This is a genomic window from Neptuniibacter sp. (genome assembly GCF_024231755.1).
GTDB lineage: Bacteria > Pseudomonadota > Gammaproteobacteria > Pseudomonadales > Balneatricaceae > Neptuniibacter.
In genome coordinates, this window is sequence record NZ_JAAEQH010000043.1 from 1 (window position 1) to 20,114 (window position 20,114).

18 protein-coding genes are annotated in these 20,114 nt (G+C 44.7%); 1 reads left to right on the forward strand and 17 read right to left on the reverse strand.

The features are described 5' to 3' along the window. Positions 1 to 130 precede the first annotated feature (130 nt). Entirely contained in the window at positions 131 to 514 is a 384-nt protein-coding gene (locus GY843_RS01350; protein ID WP_297305924.1) for a SirB2 family protein, read from the forward strand. 10 nt (positions 515 to 524) lie between these two features. Here the strand turns inward: GY843_RS01350 and rfbD are convergent, their stop codons facing one another. The 17 genes from rfbD to GY843_RS01435 all read right to left on the reverse strand — a co-directional run bounded on the left by rfbD (position 525) and on the right by GY843_RS01435 (position 19,927). Next, positions 525 to 1,433 (reverse strand): dTDP-4-dehydrorhamnose reductase, encoded by a 909-nt coding sequence (gene rfbD / locus GY843_RS01355; RefSeq protein WP_297305925.1) that lies wholly within the window; start codon positions 1,431 to 1,433, stop codon positions 525 to 527. A gap of 168 nt (positions 1,434 to 1,601) precedes the next feature. Then, entirely contained in the window at positions 1,602 to 2,330 is a 729-nt protein-coding gene (locus GY843_RS01360) for a prepilin-type N-terminal cleavage/methylation domain-containing protein (RefSeq protein WP_297305926.1), read from the reverse strand. Between the two features lie 13 nt (positions 2,331 to 2,343). Beyond that, the gene (locus GY843_RS01365; protein WP_297305927.1) at positions 2,344 to 3,528 is read right to left on the reverse strand and encodes a type II secretion system protein; all 1,185 of its coding nucleotides are present in this window, start codon (positions 3,526 to 3,528) and stop codon (positions 2,344 to 2,346) included. Beyond that, on the reverse strand, positions 3,525 to 4,739 hold the full coding sequence (locus GY843_RS01370; protein ID WP_297305928.1) for a prepilin-type N-terminal cleavage/methylation domain-containing protein: 1,215 nt from the start codon (positions 4,737 to 4,739) through the stop codon (positions 3,525 to 3,527). Before GY843_RS01370 ends, GY843_RS01365 begins: the two co-directional genes overlap by 4 nt. Next, positions 4,736 to 7,024: a hypothetical protein gene (locus tag GY843_RS01375; protein ID WP_297305929.1), complete on the reverse strand. Its 2,289-nt coding sequence runs from the start codon at positions 7,022 to 7,024 to the stop codon at positions 4,736 to 4,738. The genes GY843_RS01370 and GY843_RS01375 overlap by 4 nt, the downstream gene beginning before the upstream one ends. Positions 7,025 to 7,048: 24 nt before the next feature. Beyond that, positions 7,049 to 8,281 carry a type II secretion system F family protein gene (locus GY843_RS01380; RefSeq protein WP_297305930.1) on the reverse strand — a complete coding sequence of 411 codons (1,233 nt, stop codon included), beginning with the start codon at positions 8,279 to 8,281 and terminating at the stop codon, positions 7,049 to 7,051. 1 nt (position 8,282) lies between these two features. Further along, the gene (locus GY843_RS01385; RefSeq protein ID WP_297305931.1) at positions 8,283 to 9,956 is read right to left on the reverse strand and encodes a type II/IV secretion system protein; all 1,674 of its coding nucleotides are present in this window, start codon (positions 9,954 to 9,956) and stop codon (positions 8,283 to 8,285) included. Then, the gene (locus tag GY843_RS01390; protein ID WP_297305932.1) at positions 9,949 to 11,826 is read right to left on the reverse strand and encodes an ExeA family protein; all 1,878 of its coding nucleotides are present in this window, start codon (positions 11,824 to 11,826) and stop codon (positions 9,949 to 9,951) included. The genes GY843_RS01385 and GY843_RS01390 overlap by 8 nt, the downstream gene beginning before the upstream one ends. Then, entirely contained in the window at positions 11,819 to 13,063 is a 1,245-nt protein-coding gene (locus GY843_RS01395; RefSeq protein ID WP_297305933.1) for a lipopolysaccharide assembly protein LapB, read from the reverse strand. The genes GY843_RS01390 and GY843_RS01395 overlap by 8 nt, the downstream gene beginning before the upstream one ends. Next, a complete protein-coding gene (gene mshL, locus GY843_RS01400; protein ID WP_297305934.1) occupies positions 13,060 to 14,766 on the reverse strand; it encodes a pilus (MSHA type) biogenesis protein MshL in 1,707 nt (568 codons plus the stop codon). The genes GY843_RS01395 and mshL overlap by 4 nt, the downstream gene beginning before the upstream one ends. 70 nt (positions 14,767 to 14,836) lie before the next feature. Then, complete coding sequence (locus GY843_RS01405) at positions 14,837 to 15,592, reverse strand: prepilin-type N-terminal cleavage/methylation domain-containing protein (RefSeq protein WP_297305935.1); 756 nt, start codon at positions 15,590 to 15,592, stop codon at positions 14,837 to 14,839. A 4-nt stretch (positions 15,593 to 15,596) separates the two neighbouring features. Beyond that, positions 15,597 to 16,238 (reverse strand): hypothetical protein, encoded by a 642-nt coding sequence (locus GY843_RS01410; RefSeq protein ID WP_297305936.1) that lies wholly within the window; start codon positions 16,236 to 16,238, stop codon positions 15,597 to 15,599. A 39-nt stretch (positions 16,239 to 16,277) separates the two neighbouring features. After that, positions 16,278 to 16,781, reverse strand: a complete 504-nt coding sequence (locus tag GY843_RS01415) for a hypothetical protein (protein WP_297305937.1) — start codon at positions 16,779 to 16,781, stop codon at positions 16,278 to 16,280. Continuing rightward, positions 16,768 to 18,096, reverse strand: a complete 1,329-nt coding sequence (locus GY843_RS01420; protein WP_297305938.1) for a hypothetical protein — start codon at positions 18,094 to 18,096, stop codon at positions 16,768 to 16,770. Before GY843_RS01420 ends, GY843_RS01415 begins: the two co-directional genes overlap by 14 nt. Before the next feature lie 2 nt (positions 18,097 to 18,098). Then, entirely contained in the window at positions 18,099 to 18,578 is a 480-nt protein-coding gene (locus GY843_RS01425; protein ID WP_297305939.1) for a hypothetical protein, read from the reverse strand. 12 nt (positions 18,579 to 18,590) lie between these two features. Further along, positions 18,591 to 19,418: a prepilin-type N-terminal cleavage/methylation domain-containing protein gene (locus GY843_RS01430; RefSeq protein WP_297305940.1), complete on the reverse strand. Its 828-nt coding sequence runs from the start codon at positions 19,416 to 19,418 to the stop codon at positions 18,591 to 18,593. Between the two features lie 29 nt (positions 19,419 to 19,447). Next, positions 19,448 to 19,927: a hypothetical protein gene (locus tag GY843_RS01435; protein ID WP_297305941.1), complete on the reverse strand. Its 480-nt coding sequence runs from the start codon at positions 19,925 to 19,927 to the stop codon at positions 19,448 to 19,450. Between the last annotated feature and the right edge of the window lie 187 nt (positions 19,928 to 20,114).

The following is a 20,114-nucleotide window of genomic DNA, read 5'->3' on the forward strand; positions in this document are numbered from 1 at the left end:
CAACCAGTTTATCCGTTTGTTTGTTATCAGCCATCTGTTTTCTTTATAGTATTTGGCGCTCAAGTCAGACCCGCTAAAATAGCATAAAATCCACACAACAGCATTTATCTGATAGTACCGGGAGCACAACATGAGCTATCTAGCGATTAAACATATTCATCTAACCGCTGTTGCCTGCAGCCTGTTGTTGTTTCTGGTTCGTGGCACATGGGCGCTCTACTATCCAGAGGAACTACAGAAAAGGTGGGTCAAGATAGTACCTCACATTATCGATACTATCTTACTCGTCAGTGCTATAACCCTCGCAATCAAACTACAGCAATATCCTTTTATTGATCATTGGCTAACCGCTAAAGTATTGGCCCTATGCCTGTATATAGCCCTGGGCACGGTGGTGATCAAAAGAGGGAAAACAAAGACGATTAAGATTGCCGCATTTTTCGGCGCGCTCTGCACATTCGCTTATATTGTCTCGGTTGCGCTAAGCCACAACCCTTTGCCCGGATTGAGTTAAGAGGAGTTGATCAGGATTCGTAGATATTACGCATCAGCCACTGCAACTCTTGTCGCCATGGGCGCTGACGGATGCCGAACACACTTAAAAGCTTCTTACAGATCAACACAGAAGTGTTCGGACGCAGCGCCTCAGTCACATAATCTTTGCTTGAGATAGGCACCAACTGCTCAACCTCAAAACTTTCGTAATGACCCGCCGCAATCAGGATCTCTTTGCAGAAGTCGTATCGATTAGTAATCTCAGCACCGCAGTAATGATAGGTACCCCAAGCTTCAGCCCCATTACGGATCTGCTTCAACATAGCAAGAATGACGCGCGCTACGTCAACAGCAGAGGTCGGACAACCACGACGATCACTCACCGCTTCCAATTCTTTTGCGTTACGTGCGGCATCGAGCATTCTTAGCACAAAGTTGTTGCCCTGCTCGCTGAACAACCAGCTAACACGGAGAATGATATGTTCCGGCAATACGAGACGCAGTCTTTCCTCGCCTTGCCATTTGCTATCACCGTAGATTCCCAGTGGGGCCACTTCATCATCTTCGGTGTAACCACTGGCATAGTGGCCATCAAACACATAATCGGTAGATAAGTGAAACATCGGAATGGATAGATCACCGCATGCCAAAGCAAGCTTCTCTACTCCATCACTGTTAACTGCATAACAAAGCCCGGACTGTTGCTCCGCTTCATCCACATGATCGAACGCCGCACAGTTCACCACATAATCTGGCAGATGGTCCGCCAATTTCTGCTGAATCTGTTCGGCATCAGTAATATCGAGATCAGATTTGCTCAGTGCAACAATCTCAAAAAAGCCATCCTGTTCAGCTAGGCGCGTTAAGGCCGTACCAACCTGACCATTGGCGCCTGTTACCAACAATTTAACCGGCTTTAAAATAAGATCTAGATCCATTTACTTTCAGAGACATAAATTGGAGAGAGCTCCGCTACCAAAGGAATCTCAACAATAGAAAAAGAGACCCCGTTTCAGCTGAGCAGCTTCTTTGGAGTATAAAGAAATATTTTGCAGAACGAAATTTGAATTGTGATGTTTACGTTAAACTCAAACCACTCACAAAAATCAGTTTTCCATCAGGTAGTAAGCCGTCACTACAGCAACCTGGGATTCATCAAGATTAGAAGCAGTTGTCTCACCATATTTCATACGATTATCAACACTCCAAGCTTGAGAGGTTGTAGTCGCAGCAACACCTGCTTGGGAGTTTTCACGTAGATCCCCAAAACGAGCATCAGGATGACCATCCACTTGAGAATCAATAAATTGCGCTAGGTCAGGTGTTACAGATTTCAACACCAGTACATTACGGTTTCTGGCAACATAAGTTCCGCCAGTAGACGCAGGAATTGCCCAAGCTACACTTTGAAAACACACCTCAGCCTGTTGCGGGTTACCATTGCTATCCAAATATACCTCAAAGCTTTCAGATCCCTCAGCTCGCCCTCCCGGCATTTTGATACCAGCAGCATCCATAAATCCATAGAGCTGAGAGCCGCAGATCTCACCAGGAGTTGCATCTGCTCCATCAACTCGTAGTGTTGGGCTGGATGCACTATCACCCAATACTATGCCTGTCTTCTGGTAATAAGCTTGATAAGCCAGTGCCCAACCTTGCACAAACCGAGAGTTTACTTTCTGATATTCAGCGTTTCTCTGAAGATCTTTACCAATAGATACAGCACCAATAATCAGCCCCACAATCACAAGCACAATCGACATTTCTATCAGCGTAAAACCACTCTGACATTTCCTATATAAGGAGTTCTGAGGTTTAGCTACATAGTATTTCATAACAACTCCATGATTATTGGGTATAGATCCCTTTCGCATCGGCGGCAAGCGCATTAGCTCTTACTGAGCTCGATAAGGCGTTGATTTCAGGGATTAACACATCTTCAACATGCACCACTAGTGCATCAGCCTCAACTTTATTTAAAACCGCTTTTACCATCGTTGCAGCAGCAGCAACAGCACCACCTGCAGCGAGAGTCACAGAGGCCGCTGACGCTACAACAGCGGGCACCATTGCCCCTGCTGTCACCAAGGCTTGTGAAGTCCCTATCGGAGGTTGCGCTGCAGCTGCAGCCACGCCAGCCGCTGCTGCAGCTATTACTGCTGTGGCAGCGGCAATATCAGCGTCAGCAATATCTCGCACTATTTCCATCTGCTCTAAATAATCTTCTAACGACCGTTGCATTATTGCACCTGTAGTAGCAGCATTTGGGTGCCCATGCCCAACAGGTGAGATAATTGAGTTACAGCCTAATAATTGCCAAAGCTGGCTAAAGTACATGACCTTAATTCGGTCATCATCTGCCGCACTAGCAATACGTTTAACGCTATTAAATGACAGATTGCCATCTGCATTGCTACCATCAAGTAAACTACCACTAGCATCGGCATCTCCACTCCCTGATGAGTACAACAGATAAGCCACAGGTTGTGTTCCAGCCTCCAGATTCACCCCATCTGTACCTATCGTTGAACCATATTGCGCGGCCTGACACAGGTCCATATCATTGGCATTGCTTAACGTCTGCATACGACCAGTAACGGGCTGTCCAGTCGACCACTGATCAGCCATAAAAGGCCTGAAACGATCTCTGTACCTCCCCATCTCCAGGTTGCTATCAATTCCCAACCCTGCAACAGCGATACGATCATAAATAGCGAAACGTAAAGGCACACCTGCAGTATCCCTAGATACCTTTGCTAGCCCCAAGGTTCTATGAGGCAAAAAGCCATCTTCTAATGCGCAGTTCTCAATACCTGCAGCATTGCTTGCTGGGCAAGGTAAGCGCCCATTCGCAAAAATAAAACCTAGTACAGCATTATCAACAGCAACTGAGCGCATTTGAAATTGCTCATCTTCTTGCTCTTGTAGACTAATAACATGTAGCGTTGCAGCTATTGCTGTCATAACTCCCAATATGATTATTACAACAGAGAGTTCTACTAGGCTATAACCTGCTTCACTTTGCTTCTTCACTGATAGAAACCTCTCTGATCAGATGCAATTGCTGCTGATGCGGCCTGTGTCGCATAAGTTGTCGCATTAGTACTGGCCGTATTTGCAAAATCACGCTCCGACTCAGCGGTAGCTACATCTTCCGCTGATTGCGATAAAGCATCAATCGCACTGATTTCAGCCTCAATGGCCAAGCCTGTTGCGACTGTAGCCAAGCCTATAGTAACTGCAGCCGCAGCGCCAAAACTCTCAATACCCGCCGCTATAGCTGAAGCCATTGTTCCTGCCGCTATCGCTAAATCAGCTGTAGCAACAATAGTCCCAAAAACAGCCTGTTCTCTATTATGTCGAGCAACTCTAACTGCAAACTCTCGGAACTTTGCATAGTAAACGGCAAGTCTGCGGATATCCTCCGCAGCATCCGCGCTCCGCACCAGAGCATTTACATGAGCAATGGAGGAGTGACAACTCAGCTCACCTGCAAGCTGATGAAATCCCATTGAATAGACCGCATCATCATAGCTACTATCTTCAGCCTTTAACGGTGATTCAAAAGCACCCGACACCCCCCCCTGATTGCCAGCATCAAATGCTAAGTTATTTCCATCTTTATCAAAGAAACCCGCTCCCGCAAGAATATAAGCCTGATTAAGCGGTGATGTTGGTGAAATATGAGCATTATTGGCCGAATCAGCTGCTGCAATTGCATTTCTTAATGCCCAACAGAAATCTAAACCGTTATCATTGCCCAAGTTTGTTAGAACCGGGGTAGGAGGAAGATCACTTAGATCAGGTATAGCTGGATTATATCTAAAGAAAGCCGGATCAAATCTATTTTTATGGACAGCCAGATCCGCATCAGCGCTATTCGTTACTGATGGAGCCCTGTAAACACCGTAAGCCAAAGGTACCCCTGCTGAATTCCGAACCTGAGTTCCTAACTGCAGAGTCGTATAGGGAACTCCCCCCGCTTGTGCGTTAGCCGCACAATCTTCAGTACCATTCCCATCAGTATCAGGACAGGGCAAGCGGTTATTACTAAGAATAAAGCCTTTCAAGGCAGCACTAACTTCTTCGAAGCGTTCTTCCTGCTTATCTCTCTCAAGAAGGTTATTTGAATTGGGTACCAACGCAAAAATCAGAGCGACAATCACACCAATTACGATAATAGAGACCGACAGTTCAATAAGGCTGTACCCTGACTGTCTGCCTTTAATAGATTTGCAGATCATTCAGAAACTCCTTGCCAATCGGCAGATGAGAGAATTCCCCCTGCATCCTGTGCATAAACAGCAGCTTGAGGGTTATTGTTTTCAGAAGGATCTACACAAGCAAAATCATAAACATGTCCAGGCTCACCGGGGCCAGGGGTAGCATCAAAGTTGCGATCTATATAGTCTTTGCCGTCTTTAGCGCATTGCAAACCAGCAATAGCTGTATCTATTTCTGAGACAGCTTGCACACTGGATTGATAAGAGCTTTCATTGGAATCATAAGTATCTTTTTTGACTAAATAATCAAGATAGTAATGACCTTCTCTTGTGATGGTAACATTTCCATCTCCATCCACTGTTCCCTCTGGTTCAAGCAAGTCACCCGAAGCCGAATAATTACCAAAACCACTGGCTGTATTATCAATCCACTGGCCTAGGTCAGAGAAACAGCCTGGTGCCGCTGAACATGGCGTGTAGACATCATCACCACTAATAGGATCCTGGGAATGCACCTGAAAATCGGCCGCCGCTTGCATTGCATTATTTCTGGCCGTATAGAGTGCCGACTTAGATGTATTTAAATTAGTTAGTGCCGTAGATAGCTCTGAATTTTTGGCGATAGCATCCAGGCATTGCTGATATTGGCCACCAGACCCTACAGGGCAAGCTGCCGGATCTACAGACGTGTTACCATCACCATCCAGCACAGGAACAAGTTCATAATTTCCATTCACTTCCTGATATTCTGATAATAAAACCGTATCAACAGCATTGTTACAATCGTTACACTCGCGCTGTAAATTTTGATACTCGCCATTAATCTGATCGTAGATGCCTTTTTTGGTATGGAAATCCTCAAAGGCACTGTACATAGTTTGTACTAAAGCGGGTATATCAGATGGAATCTGATTTGGATTACCAGCACCGCTTGGCCCCTGATTAGCAGTAATATAAGCATCGATGTTAGCCAATGCTCCACCAGGATCCGCATTGATGTATTGCTCTGCAGCCTGATATTCAGCTAAGCTAGCATCGCGTTTATCTTCAGCCTGATCCCTTTCATTTTCCAAATCAGTTTTCAACGCCTGCTGCTCAGCGATTTTTGCATCCCAGTCCGTTTCCGTAACCGAATCAGCAGCTGCTCCTGCTCTAATGGCCACAGCGATATACATACCGGTAGCTACACCTTGTGCGACAACAGCCGCTACGGATGCACCCAAAGCAACCCCAGATAACGCTATACCTGTCCCAGCAGCTGCCACAGCAGCTGAATAAACCGGTATCAATGCGCAACCCACTAGCACCGCACATGAGGCAACAGCTCCGGATAATGCTGCACTTGCCGCTGACATCGCCGCAATGGCATTAGCCAGGTCAACCCCGGCAATTGCTGAATTCCCTATATTGATTGCAACATTCACACCGGACAAAATCGCCGCTTTAACGGTATCGTCTCTTGCACTCGCAGCCTGATCGATTACTTCCTGCTGCACCATATAAGCATTCGCCATAAGATTCAGAGAGTTGATCGTAACATCACATTGCATCAACTCGCGTAGCTCTGCAAAACCACGCGACAGCACCCGGTCATCATAAGTTGAAGGCTGATGCTGGCGGCTGGCAGCCTCGAAACCTACATTAGCACTTTGCCCGTTAAGTCCATCGTAGATTCCATTGCTCCCATCTGCATCATGCCTGCCAGGAGCAGCTAATGCATAAGCAACGTTATAGTTGGACGCACCATTTTGAATGTACAACCTTGATGTACTGTCCGCTTGGGTATCCGCATTCTGTAGCCCCACACAGAAATCTAATGTATTTCTGCTATTAGAATAATAAAGCTTGGTATTTGCTGCGGCAGGCTCATAACGGTTTGTTGAGGCGGCTAAATCCGCATCCGCACTATATATAAGCTCGGTAACAGAAGCATCGTCATTCAATAATTGCGATGAAGCCACTGTAGTAGTGCTCGCATTACGATATACGCCATATTTAAAAGGTGCATCGCCCGATCGATAACCTTTTAAGGTCAGACCTAATGTAATGTATGGCAACTCACCCTTGGATGCGCCACCGCAATCCTCTACGCCGTCACCAGTGGTATCAGGGCATGGCAGGCGCCCATAAAAGCCCACAAAATTAATAAGCTGTTTATCAGCAACATGTAAAAGCGCTCTTTGTTCCTGAAGCGCTTGCTTGTCTTGCTGCTGAGATTTAACCACCAAAACAACAGCTAGAGCCGCGAGAAGGCTCAAAATAATCGAGACCTCCAAGACACCAAATCCCTTTTCAGTCTTATGCATTGACTGATCCCTCATCACGTCCCCTTAGTTCACCTGGCCTATCAACTGGTAAATTGGCAGGAACAACGCCACTATCATCAGAATGAACAATGCACCTGCGAGTAGCATGACAAGTGGTTTAATAATCTCAGAGATCGTTGCAACAACATGATCAAGACGTTCCCTGTATTCTTCTGCTAAGTAAGACAACTGCTGGTCGAGATTACCACTCTGCTCACCGACACTGATCATACGGGCGACAAAACCAGGAAAGGCATTCTGAGCTCTTATTTCAGAACTGAGGCTATTGCCTTTACTAACACCTTCGTGAACCTTTCTGATTTTCTCTCTGTAAACTTCGTTTTTCACCGACCTTTCAAGAATTGCCAAACTTTCAACAATGCTGATACCTGAAGAGATCAGGAGGCTGAGGTATTCGGTAATAAAAGCCAGCGAAGAGGATTTTATTAGCACTTTTGATACTGGGAGTTTTAACAAGAGCTGATGATACCTATACCTGAAGCGCTGACTACGGTGTTTTAGCCTCAAAAAAACCAGCCACACCACAACTAAAATCACAGCAACCCAAAGTAGATTTGCACTAAAACCTTCGGAGAATTCGAGAACCCAACGAGTGATAGCTGGTAACTCAACTTTCATTTGACGGAAAAGATCAGCGATATTCGGGATGACATACACAATCCAAAATAGTGCCGCCAGAAAAATGCTCAGAAAGACAAATACAGGGTATATCATTACTCTTTTAGTATCTTTCAGGATCCGTCCAATCCGTTTTAGATGATTGGCCGCATCCATCAGCGTGCGATCCAGATTACCCGAACTTTCCCCAATTTCTACCAAATGCCTTGCAGTTACCGGAATATCATCCGAATGCCGATCCAAACTTTCACTAAGGCTAGCCCCCGAACGCAAACTTTCTAATACCTCACTTGCAATTTTCCGCGTGGGCTTGTTTGAATCTTCCGAAGCAAGCTCTTCCATAGCATCAACTATTGGAATACCGCTGCGCTGCATTACTGCAAGGTTATGGAAAAAGTCCACCTGTTCTTCTCGGTTCATCGGTGGACTAAAAAAACGCCGCATAAAATCCAAAAAGTAAGTAGTCCAAGCCGGCATCATGACCAGCTTAACAACAGTGACTTTACTCCGGCGCTCCATATACAGCCGCGCAGAATCAGGATTATCAAAAGCAAGTTTTTCAATACCGCTTTTAAGTTGCCCTGTTGGAAGTAGATGCTGATAATAGAAACTACGCATATCAGCCCCCTTTCAAGCTACTTCCCAGCAGCCTGATCACTTCATTTAAAGTGGTCGCACCTTCCTCAACCCGCCTTAGAGCAACACTCCCGATAGGTACAAAATTCTCAGTGGCCAGAGTTTCTGCCAGTTGCCCTCGATTAGCTTTTGCAGCAATTTGTGCAGCTAGTGCAGGAGTTACTTGCATAATTTCATAAACAGGCAATCGGCCTATGAATCCACTGCCATCACAGTGCTTGCAACCTACACCTCGATATAAAACTGAAACGTCTCGACCCTGGAAATATTCAAGCTCTTCAGGCGATGGTTCATAGCTTTCTTTACAATGATTGCAGATTTTCCTGGCTAGTCGCTGATTGATTACGCCAATTAACGTGTCAGCAACCATTTGAGGCGGAATATCTAAAGCATGAAGACGGGAAACAACACCTAAGACACTGTTCACATGAAGCGTTGATAGAACGAGGTGACCTGTCTCAGCTGCCGTGATTGCTGCATTTGCCGTTTCGTTATCTCGAATCTCCCCTACCAACATCACATCCGGATCATGACGTAGAAAATGACGAATGGCTGAATCAAATTTATATCCAGCTTTCCTGTTCACCTGTGTCTGGTTGATGATCGGTAATTTGTACTCAATGGGATCCTCAACCGTAAGAATGTTTTTACTTTCCATCCCAGGACAACGTAACCCTGCGTGTAAGGTGGTACTTTTGCCAGAACCTGTTGGCCCTGTCATCAGAAGGATTCCGTGCGGATGAGCAAACAACGAGTTAATCAAATCAAGATCAGTTTGATAAAAACCAAGTTGGCTTAATCCTTTTACATGCATTCCATTTGGCAAAAGGCGCAATACCATGTTTTCGCCAAAATCCGTCACTATAGTCGACACACGCACATCAAATGAGGTCTCAAGAATATCAGCCGAGAAGCTGCCATCCTGAGGCCTCAACGTATCAGAGATATCCATATTTGCAGCCATCTTCACAGCTACAATTAAACGCTTAAGTTCATTCGGCAAAGCAAAAATCGGTCGCAAAACCCCATCGATTCGAAATGAGATATGCAAGCTTTTCTGCTCAGGTTGAATATGTATATCTGTGGCCCGCTGTTTGACTGCTAAATGCAATAAATGCTCAATCAGATTATCAGGGGCTATAACCTGATCTGTATCCTTCGCTAGCTTTTTAATCTCCCTCTGAAACAAATCCTCTACCGGATGATCAAAGAAGAAATAGAAATGGCGGATAGATTGTTGAACTTTACTGAATTCACCTTGAAAAACGACGCAGTTCAAACCGGTTTGATGAACAATATCCTGTAATACGGCCTCAATATCACAGTTACCAATGAGGATATGCAGTAAACCATCCTCTATCTTCAGAGGTAAAAAAGAACGACGCAGACAGAATTGCTGGTTGAACAGTCCCAGCACATCTTTGGCCGGGGAGGCAATCGTTTCGATATCCAAAAATTCAAGCTCTCGCTGCTGAGCCAAAACCTGACCAAGGTCATACTCAGAAACAATACCCAGCCGAACAAGCAGTTCGCCTAACTTCTCACCCGTTACTTGCTGCTTCTGGAGTGCTATGGCCATTTTTTCTTCACTAACAAACCCCTCAGTCAGTAAAGAATCACCTATTCGAAATACTTTTTTATCTATTTCCTTATTCATTCCGGCTCAACCATTCACTATTATATTTTTCTTCGGGTAGCACGAGCTGCGACAGGGTCAACAAATCTGGCTCGCCCGTCGCTGGCAAGCCAATAGATTTTTGATAGCGCGCGATAGCAAGTTTTGTCTTTGATCCAACCACGCCATCAATAATTTCTTTATAAAAACCTTTTTGGGATAAAACTTGCTGAATTTTCTTAATTCCAGGCGAGTATTCACCGTATATCAGTGGCCCTAATTCAACCGTAGGCTGCCATAAGAACATCCATTTGGGGTGATCGGGTGATTTGTAGACTGCAGAGGAAATCTTATCCGAAGTTAACGCTCTATCGCTCATAACTAAGCGCCAAGGTGTATCTTGCAAAGCCTCTTGAAATGTATAGAACTTATTGTCTTTAACCGCATCCATAAACACATCATGGAGATTCTCTAGACCATATACCTGCAGAAAAGCATCAATGGTTTCATCACGCTTATTAACCGATGACGCTTCGGATAAATTTTCTGGCGTTTGTTTCGCAGTGCTTTCTTCCACTTTTGATGTTGAAGCAGCCTTTTTAATATCAGCGAAGTCAGTTTGCTCTGGTGATTTTTGCTCTTCAGTAATCGCTTCTGTACCCGAATTGTCGGAAAACTCCGCTGCAGAGAAGGTACGATTATCGCCTGTGAGAGGAGTGTTTTCTCGAACCGCTAATGTCCCACTTTCTTCTATTTTCTTCAGATCGACTTCACGATCCTCACTCTGACCAGCATCATCAGGAGCAGCATTGATTGCATCATCTCCCACTTCAGCCGGATTATTTATTTCCTTCTTATTTACCGATGAAGCCAAATTAAGAGTTGCGTCATTAATGCTGCCTTCGCGACTAGTATTCAGGGTCTTTTCCCCAAAGCTGATTTTTTCGCTCTGTGAGAAGGGTTCAGGGGAAAACATGTTTTTCAACTTTGGCCACAATGCTGGCTCAAAATAAAGCAAGGCTCCTGCCAGTAAGACAATTGAAGCAAAAGAAAACATTGCTACATTTCCTGCCCCATTACTGCTTTTTACACGATCCCAGCCAAGGTCATCATTAGCCGTTTCAACGTCTCTTTCATTTATTTGGTAGCGGGCATTTGAAGAAAGAATATATAAACAACGGTCCATAAGAAGGTTTACTTTGCGTGGGTAACCTCTGCTTAGACGGGTGATTTCTTTTAGCGCTGAACGAGTCATTGTTATACGACCGTTATTACCTGCAACATTCAGCCGGTAACTTACATAATCCTGGATAGTTTTCTCGCTAAAAGGGTTAAGTCCAATATGTAAAGCAATTCGACTTTTAAGCTGCCTAAGTTCTTCTAGGTTAAGCGTCTGTAGTATTTCAGGTTGCGCAATTAAAATGATTTGAACTAACTTGTGCTGATTAGTCTCTAGATTCGATATTTGCCTAATAAGCTCAAGGCTTTCAATATCCAAGTGCTGGGCATCATCGATTAAGATGACACAGTTGCCACCCTGCTGAAAAAGACTGAGTAAATGATTATTCAGTGCTTTCAGTTGCTCATCGATGGAATCTGAAATAGGTTCAATGCCAAAATCTGTATTGATCGCTTTTAGAAGAGATTCACCACGCAAGAAGCTATTAAATACAAGAGCAACATGAGCACCGTCACTCTTAAGTTCCGCTATGAGCTTACGACTTAGCGTTGTTTTACCCATTCCTATATCGCCCGTTACAAGCATAAAGCCCTTTCTGGCTTCGACGCAGTGCATTAACTCGGCCAGATTAATTTCCAGAGCTTGAGACCTGAAATAATGAGATGCATCAGGCGTTACGGGGAATGGATTGAATTCCAGATTGATACGCGACAGGTACTGAGGGTTATCCATAATTCCCCCTTACAACTTTTAAATACCTGGTGACCTGTTTCGAATCCGGGTACAAAGCTTCTAATCTTTGTAATCGGTGTAGTGCCGCTTTATTTTTGCCCATTCGAATTTCTAGCAACGCCATATTCAAGTTAGCTTCCATGTCATCAGGTCGTTCACGTAATAACTTTGCATATACCAAGCTGGCTTCTATGTTATTTTTTTCGGTGAGCAGTTTGTATGCGGAAAGCCTCATATAAATCAAACTGTCGGAGCCCACCATATTTTCCAGTGTCGAAAGATGCATCTCAGATTCTGTAATTGAACCTGATCGAATTGCAGATTTAACCAAGGCTACTGTATACGGCACATCACCCGAGTCATCTTCAGATACAGTCCTGATCGGGGGAGTGTTTTTCTCTACAACTTGATCTGCTGTTCTCGGCTTATCCTGCTGTGGTCGAGCAGTTTCTTGCGTACTATTAACAGCAATATCCCTAACCAAATCAGTTTTTGCTTCGGTAACTTTAAGCGCTATTACTTCGACAGGTTCAGACTTAACTGATTTTTGTACTTCCGACCTTTCCACTGCAATTTGATCAAGTCCCTTCACAGGTTTATCTGATTCCAGTGCATCAGCTTTATTTGTAGTAGTTAGTTGCTCAAGCTTTGTTGAGTTAGCAGGCGGTTGCGAACGAGCAGATGCAGTTAATAATGACGAAATTTTTGGTTGTGGTTCAACCGGTTGAGGCTTTACTGAAGCGACCACTTTAACCTGAGGATAAACACGAGGTGTTTCCCCTTTCGTGGTCTCGACTAGATCGTTTTTTGCAGAAATTGTGCTTAGCTTGGATGCACTCGCGGAGAGAGTAGCAACAGCCGTTGTTTGAGCATCTGGAGAAATGACTTGTTTCACCTCTATTCCAGAATTTTCAATTTCGTTTTTCTGGTAAGTGACAGTTTCCGCTTTCTGCGTATTAGTGTTCGTCATCCCAGCTTGTATAGCAGAAATTGTCATTTCAGCTTTAGGAGTTTCCATCGGCACTAGTACACTTTCACTTTGAGGCGAAAGATCATTAAAAGCAGTTGCCCAGATTAACAATCCTGCAGCAACAGTACCTATGCTGATCAAGCCCCAATAGGCATTCGACTTTTTGTCTTCAGCCACAACAATGCCCGAAGTCAGCACCCCCGATCCAGTTGCCTGAGCTTCCGGTGGTGTCTGCTGACTCTGAAGAGCATCAAAAATTACACTCATAGTCGAGTAACACGAAGCACTATTACAAGCTCACGAGCAGTCTTAGAATTAGAGTTGCTACCAAACACTCGGCCTAACCCATCAATGTCTGACAAGCTAGGAATACCACCACCGCTATCTGTTGCGATTTCATCCGTTAAGCCCCCTAGGATAACGGTATCCCCAGAGTTTAGAGAAAGAGAGGTAGTCAAACCTTTAAAGTCAACAACCGGTAGCGTTACTTTGGTACCACCTCCGGCATCAACCAGGGCTAGCGAGGTATCGTTCACTTCAGACTGCATTGGATGAACAGTAAGGTGTATTTTTCCATCTTTAGCGATAAAAGGTTCTACACCTAGGATAATTCCATCAAAAACAGCACTTGTCGTTACGTCTGCAGTGGTCGTTGAAGAGCCTCCATTCGTCGTAACTGTTGCTGAAGATTCCGCAATATAGCTAGTATTTCGACCTACGCTAATAAATGACGGACGGGAATTCTTTGCCCTAAGAACTGGGTTAGATAGCACTCTAACCGTACCAAATTGCTGCATCATATCTAGAATTGCTGAGAAATGATCACTGTTCAGCCCCACTGAGAATGGAGATGACGTATCACTACCAACGGTTTGGCCTGGGATCGTGATAGTACGGCCTGGTATCGCCGCATTTGGGAAGCCAGATACTGCACTGCCTATCTCAATTGGCGAGCCTAGAGATGCAGCGACATCAGATCTGAGAATTTTCCAATCAACACCGAAATTGAAATTCTCATTCAATCCTATATCAAGTATTTGCGCTTCAATAAGCACCTGACGGCCCAAAGTATCTTTATAACGCTCCACCAGATCGGAAACTATTTTAACTTTTGAAGGGCGCGCTTTAACAAAAAGGGTTCCCGTCATGCGATTCAAAGAGTAAAAAGCTTGCTGCCCTTTCTCCTCTTGCCCACCAGCCAGCCCCCCTCGGCTTACTACATTTTCTACACCTGGTACCGCCTCATTTTCATCTGCATTCTCAGCTTTTCCGATAATCTTTTGAAGCATTGAATCCAATTCTTCATACGGATCATTTAACTGATTACCACTCCCTGTCAGACTAAGGTTGCCGGTCATAGAACTACTGCCACCACCATCTCCCCCAATATCTCCGTTAGCGCCAAAGACATCGCCACCCATATTGATGTTCATTTGACTGGTGCTTTGCAAAAAGTCGAGATCGAAAGCTTTCTCTTCATGCGGACGCACAATAAGGATTGAGCCTTGCACTTTGCTACTTAGATCAAGCAGATCCATAACATGATCAAATACCTGACTGGCTGGTACATTGTTCAGGCTAAGAGTAATCTTGCGATTCAAGCTGGATAATTCAGGATCCAATAACAAACTAAGCTTAGCCTGCATAGCAATTGCTTTAAGCAACCCTTGGACATCGCCGTCCTGAATATCAACGCTGATATTTACGGCATCCAAAGGATTGTATTCAGGTTCAACTGGCTCAAGCTCGGTTTGGGGCTGCTGAATTTTTGTAAGCTCTGCTAACAGTTTTTCCTGGTATTCCAAAAGCTTCTTTGACTCAATCGCCACACGATCAGAGATAAGTTCATGGGATTCTTCATCTACTTCTTTGAGCTTCTTCTTATTGAAATTTGAAACATTTGCAGAGCATGCTGTCAGTGCAACTATACAAGTGCTCACCGCGGCTAATCGAAGTATTTTATTATCCATTTTCCAGTCCATTTTTAACCAACATCTGCACAGCTGTTTTCACTGCCGCTCCAAGTACGTCTGTCCGTATTTAATTCGCCATTGAGTTATTTACGTTGACCAATTTACCTTTAAGTTCATTAAAACTAATGACTGTAACCTGATCATCATAACTTGCATTCTTCATCTGAGTGGGTGATGCAAAACAGGGCGTAGTGCTAGTGCCATCTTGATTAAGAGAAGCATTAACGCTATCAAATAAATTACTATCGCCATTCATTGATCGACCGCCAGGCGCAGCCAGTGCGATGGCCACATTTGTAACCCTGTTAGAAGTACAATTTATAACTCCCGTATCAATCCCATCACCGGTAACATATATTTGCCCAGTCTCGATACTTGCCCCAGTTAACTGGTCCAATGCAAAAATCAAATCAGTAATGGTCTGATAACCTGCATCTCCGGGGTTATCCCCCGTTCTCTCAGCTAACTGGGTTAGATCCAAAGATCCCGATCCACGATAAACCCCGTACAACAAAGATCTGAAAAATGCCCCCTGTTCATTCAAACCTAAAGTTGCAGTAGGTAAAGCACCAACATTGTCATCATTTGCAGAGCAGCCATCTTCCCAACCATCTCCCGTCACATCAGGACAGGGCAGACGTGTATTGTTTTGTGCAAACAGCACTATCTTTTCTTGCACGTTGTTCAAAAACTGCTGTTGTTTCAGCTGCTCCGTCAACTCAACTGATGGTTTTAAAGCCATCCAGCCTGCGCTTGCCAAAAGACCAATCACGACCAAAGCAAGCGACATTTCAACTAAGCTGTACCCTCTTTCCAACAGCATCAATTTATTCTCGGGCGCCCGGAACTAACTGTTCTGGAGATCCATGCTTTAGCAACTCTTTTTGCAGGCCTTCCATCTGTTTACTTTGCTGCAGCAATAAAGCGGAATCAGCTTCTTCACCTTTTTCCGCCTGACTTTGTATATCTACAGCCAGCTTTTGCATCTCATCGCTGAGGCGGATGGTTTCTCGCAGCGCATTAATGTTTACACCACCCACTAATCCATCTTTGCCCTGAAGCTTCTGCATTTCTTGCAAAATCGAGTCTAACTCTTGCGTATCAACTTTACCTGGCTCGTAAGATAGTTTGCTCAATCGTCGATTTAAGTCCTGAACTATCTGCTTCTTCAGCTCTCTTTGATCTCTTTCCAATTGCTGAGCATCTGAACTTTGCATTGTGTCGTTAGTCGTTTTTTCTTCCCCGGATCCATGGATAACGAAACGTTGCACCCCTTGGGGCTGCTCATTTACTAATGGCATCTCTTTAATTGGAACTGGAGGCACAGGTGGCGCTACCGTTACAGGAGCAGGTGAGAACTCCCTCCCTTTATTGGTGTCCCTACTAAGGAGTTGCATTACGAAATAAGCTAAAGTGGCTGTTAAAACAATAATCACAACCCAAGCTATCAGTTTACTGATCTGCTGCATGCCTTATCCTACTAGACCCTGAACTTAAACCAGAGGTACTCAAGATCCTTTCAACTTAACAGTTTGCACAATGCCCCTTCTCACAACCTTAACTTTGCCTTTAGAAATGTTTAGGACCTTGGCACCACTACTTAAAACCCCTCCTTCTCGAGAGAATTCACCATTGATTACTGCATATTTATCATCAGCAGCGATGTAGACCATTGTGAGGGTATAGTTATATCGAGTAGGTAACTTAGGCCTTATAGGCTCAGCTACTGGCTGGACAATTTTTACTTCTTTTCGGGGAAGACTAATCAGATTGGTATAAACCTCAAACGCGTTCGAGGACTTTTGTACAACAGACATACGTTGCTGCAAACTGTCCAGCTGAGGTTGCTGTTCAGCTATAGACTGAGCCTTCTGGATAGCTAATCGGATATTCCTTTCATCCAGCCCCGTTCCGTTTGCCAGCACTCTAGGAGGTTCACTCATTTTGTCATAGCTATACGCCGCAGCGACCACCAAAAGGAGAAGCAATATAACACCGCTATACTTCATCATGACCTCCTTCTAATGAAACCACTATCTGAAACAGATTGTTTCCATCCTTGAGCAACATACCATTATCTCGAACGGTATAACCTTGCTTACGCAAAGAACTCGACATTAGCGCCAATGATTGATTCGCGGTTTGAAGATCTTTTCCTGCATTGCCTTCGATTGTGAACTGAATCTCCGGTGAGAAACTATCGAGGCGTAAACCATAAACCTGTAAGGAATCAGGAACTGACTGCCTAATATTTACAATTATCTCGGGCAAACTAGGACGCTCAACTGAAGCAGCTACCCGATTCAACAGGTCGACATTTGGTTTACCCAGTGCCGCCACTAAGCTATCAGGCTCCTCAGCAATCTGGCGCTGCATTGAAGAGAACCTATTGTGATCGATCTGCTGCTTTAACATTGAGTAGCGTTCAAGGTTTTCAGTACGTTCTGATTGCCATTGCTGAGCCTGGAAAAACAACGCAAGAGAAACCCCCAATGCGATTGCAGCGGCCCAAGGCACAAAACGCTCTGCACCAAATAAAACCCCTCCGCTTGCATCAGCAATAGCATCAGATGCTTTAATGTTTTTCAAAATCGAAGGTAGAGAGCTTTTGAATTCACCGTTCTCATACAGCACATCAGATTCAGGCGCCTTAACAACAGGAACATCCAGCTGTTCAGAAAGCATCTGGTCTAATTCGAGACTAGAAAATCTCCCTTCAGGATCCCAGGAATGCCATTCAACCTCATCAAACTTTGCATCTGAATTTTGAATTTCATTTGCAAGAAATGTCAGAGGGCGGCTCCAATCTGACCGCTCATCTCCAGTACTGTTTACTTGGAGACAAATAACTGGTTTAGCATCACTAACCCCAAGTAATACCACTTTATGGCCATACTGAAATAGTAGCGCCCTATTGCCTTTTTTAGCTGACAGATACCTAAACAAAAGAGCGAGGAAGGGAACAATCAGGCAATGATCGCTCCTTTTATCTAAGATTTGCCAATAGTCCGCAAATACCTCTGCCTCTACACTGGTATACAAACACTCGGTTTGATTTGAAGTAGCTTTAGCATCGACAAGGTGAACTTTACAGGGACCATCTACATCCCCCCGTTCACGTAACTCCCTTTCCAGTATTGCAGCAGCATAACGTTTCTTTGCAGATACTGTTTCAATCTTATATTGGGAGGTCTTTAAATCAGATAGTACAATTAACGGCCCAGAGATCTGGGTCATATCTTCGCATAATGACAGCTGTCGGCCATCAAGCGTATAGGTCTTTCCAGCCAAATCAATTGCAAGCCGGCTATCCAGAGGTAATTTCATCACTACTTCCTCATGTAATATCTGCCGACAAGTGTCAGCGCAATTTCCTTAGAATCACCCGCTTGCCACTGAAACAGACTATCCCTGGAATGAATAGTCATAAGCTGAAACTTTTCTGGCACAAAAACTACCCCACGCCCCTTATTAAGGCTATTCAGATAGTCCTGCACACTGCTTCGCTCAAGCACTTTATGATCAATTTGAACTCGACGGCTTTCCCAGCGATCTTCAATCATATGATTTCGTTTCATATCTGCAGCTAACTCTATTCGCCCTTGACGGTAGGACGAATAGGAACTTAGCACTGCCTCTAAACGCTCATAGCTCTGGACCTGTTTTTCAAGCAAAGCCAGATCCTTATCACTTTGCAATTTAGAAAACCAAGCCTGCCATGCATAGCTTGCACTCAAAGCCAGTGCTCCGGCAGCAACAGCTACCAGGAGCAACTTTATGAATCGCGATCCACTCGCAAAAGCCGACATAATTGATGACCCTTACTGATCCATAATCCAGTGAGCCGTCACTAGGATAATCCGGTTTTCATCCTGATTATCGCCAGTAGTTTCAGCTCCCGCAGTATTATCTGTGCCCTGTTCATAGGTATTATTAGCAGCCCATTGAACACCTGGCTGTTGACTTGTCACATCACCAGAACTGTTTAAGGCAGCATTCTGCTGGCGGAAACGTCCTTCCAATGCATCAGGCTTACCATCAACCAACTGGTCCAGTGTTCGAGCTAGATCCGGAGTCAAACCACGCACAACCATCACGTTACCAGCACCACTGATTGTTTTATCAGGGTTCCATTGGAAACAGATCTGTATTTCAGCTGGGTTACCATTGCTGTCCAGATACAAGTAACGATCTTCCTGACCTTCAGCACGGCCCGGAGGCATTCTCAAACCGATACGATCAATCAGATCATGCAGATCCTGAACTGCCAACTGAGGATCACCTTCACCTACATCACCAGCCGCATAACCCTGTCCATGACAAATTCTACGCCCCGTATTGTCGTATGCCTCTTCTGAAGGCAAGCCAGCCTTAGCACCGTCTTCAAAATTAGGCTCAGCCTCATCGCCATTGACCATATAAGTAGGAGCCACCTGGCTGTCACCCAAAACCACACCGGTACGCTGATAGTACTGGTCGTACACCTGCTTCCATGCGGCAACAAATTTTTGATAAACCTTCTGATTTTCTGCGTCTCGCTGTAGGTTTTTACCGATGGATACAGCCCCGAGAATCAAACCAATAATGACCAGCACTATCGCCATCTCGACTAAAGTAAAACCCTTTTGCTTTTTATTTGAGATTTTCATTTAACAAAGTCCTTTATATGGCAACGTTTTTACTGAACCATTTTGTAATGAGCAGTTACAATGATGATCTGATCCTCATCCCTATTTCGGGAAGTATCAGTAGCACTACCAGTGGCAGCTCTCAGCTGGGTATTATTCGCGGCCCACTGCACACCAGGGGCACCGTTGGTATCATTCACAACTCCACTCTGACGAAATACACCTTCACGAGCATCAGGCTTACCATCTATCATCTGATCCAGCGCCCTCGCCAAATCTGGCGTTAGACCTTTAATCACCATCACGTTACCCGAACCCGAAGCGAGCTGAGGGTTATTCCATTGGAAGCACACCTGAATTTCTTGTGGGTTACCATTGGTATCCAAATACACATAACGATCTTCGCTACCTTCCGCACGACCTGGAGGCATACGTACACCTGCCCTATCCATCAAATCATGCAAAGAAACGGCATCATCACCTGGGTTTCTGTCCTCACATATTTCATCTGGAGCTGAGGCGCTAGTCATATTCCCCCCAGAGGGATCATTATCACTATCACTAATGTAAGTAGCACTGACCTTTCCCCCGAATTTAACACCATGACGACGATGAGATTTCCAGATAATCTACGATCTAAATGGGGATCTCGACATGAAGAAACGTTACACGGAAGAGCAAATCATCAAAGCCATCAAGCAGCATGAAGCGGGTGTC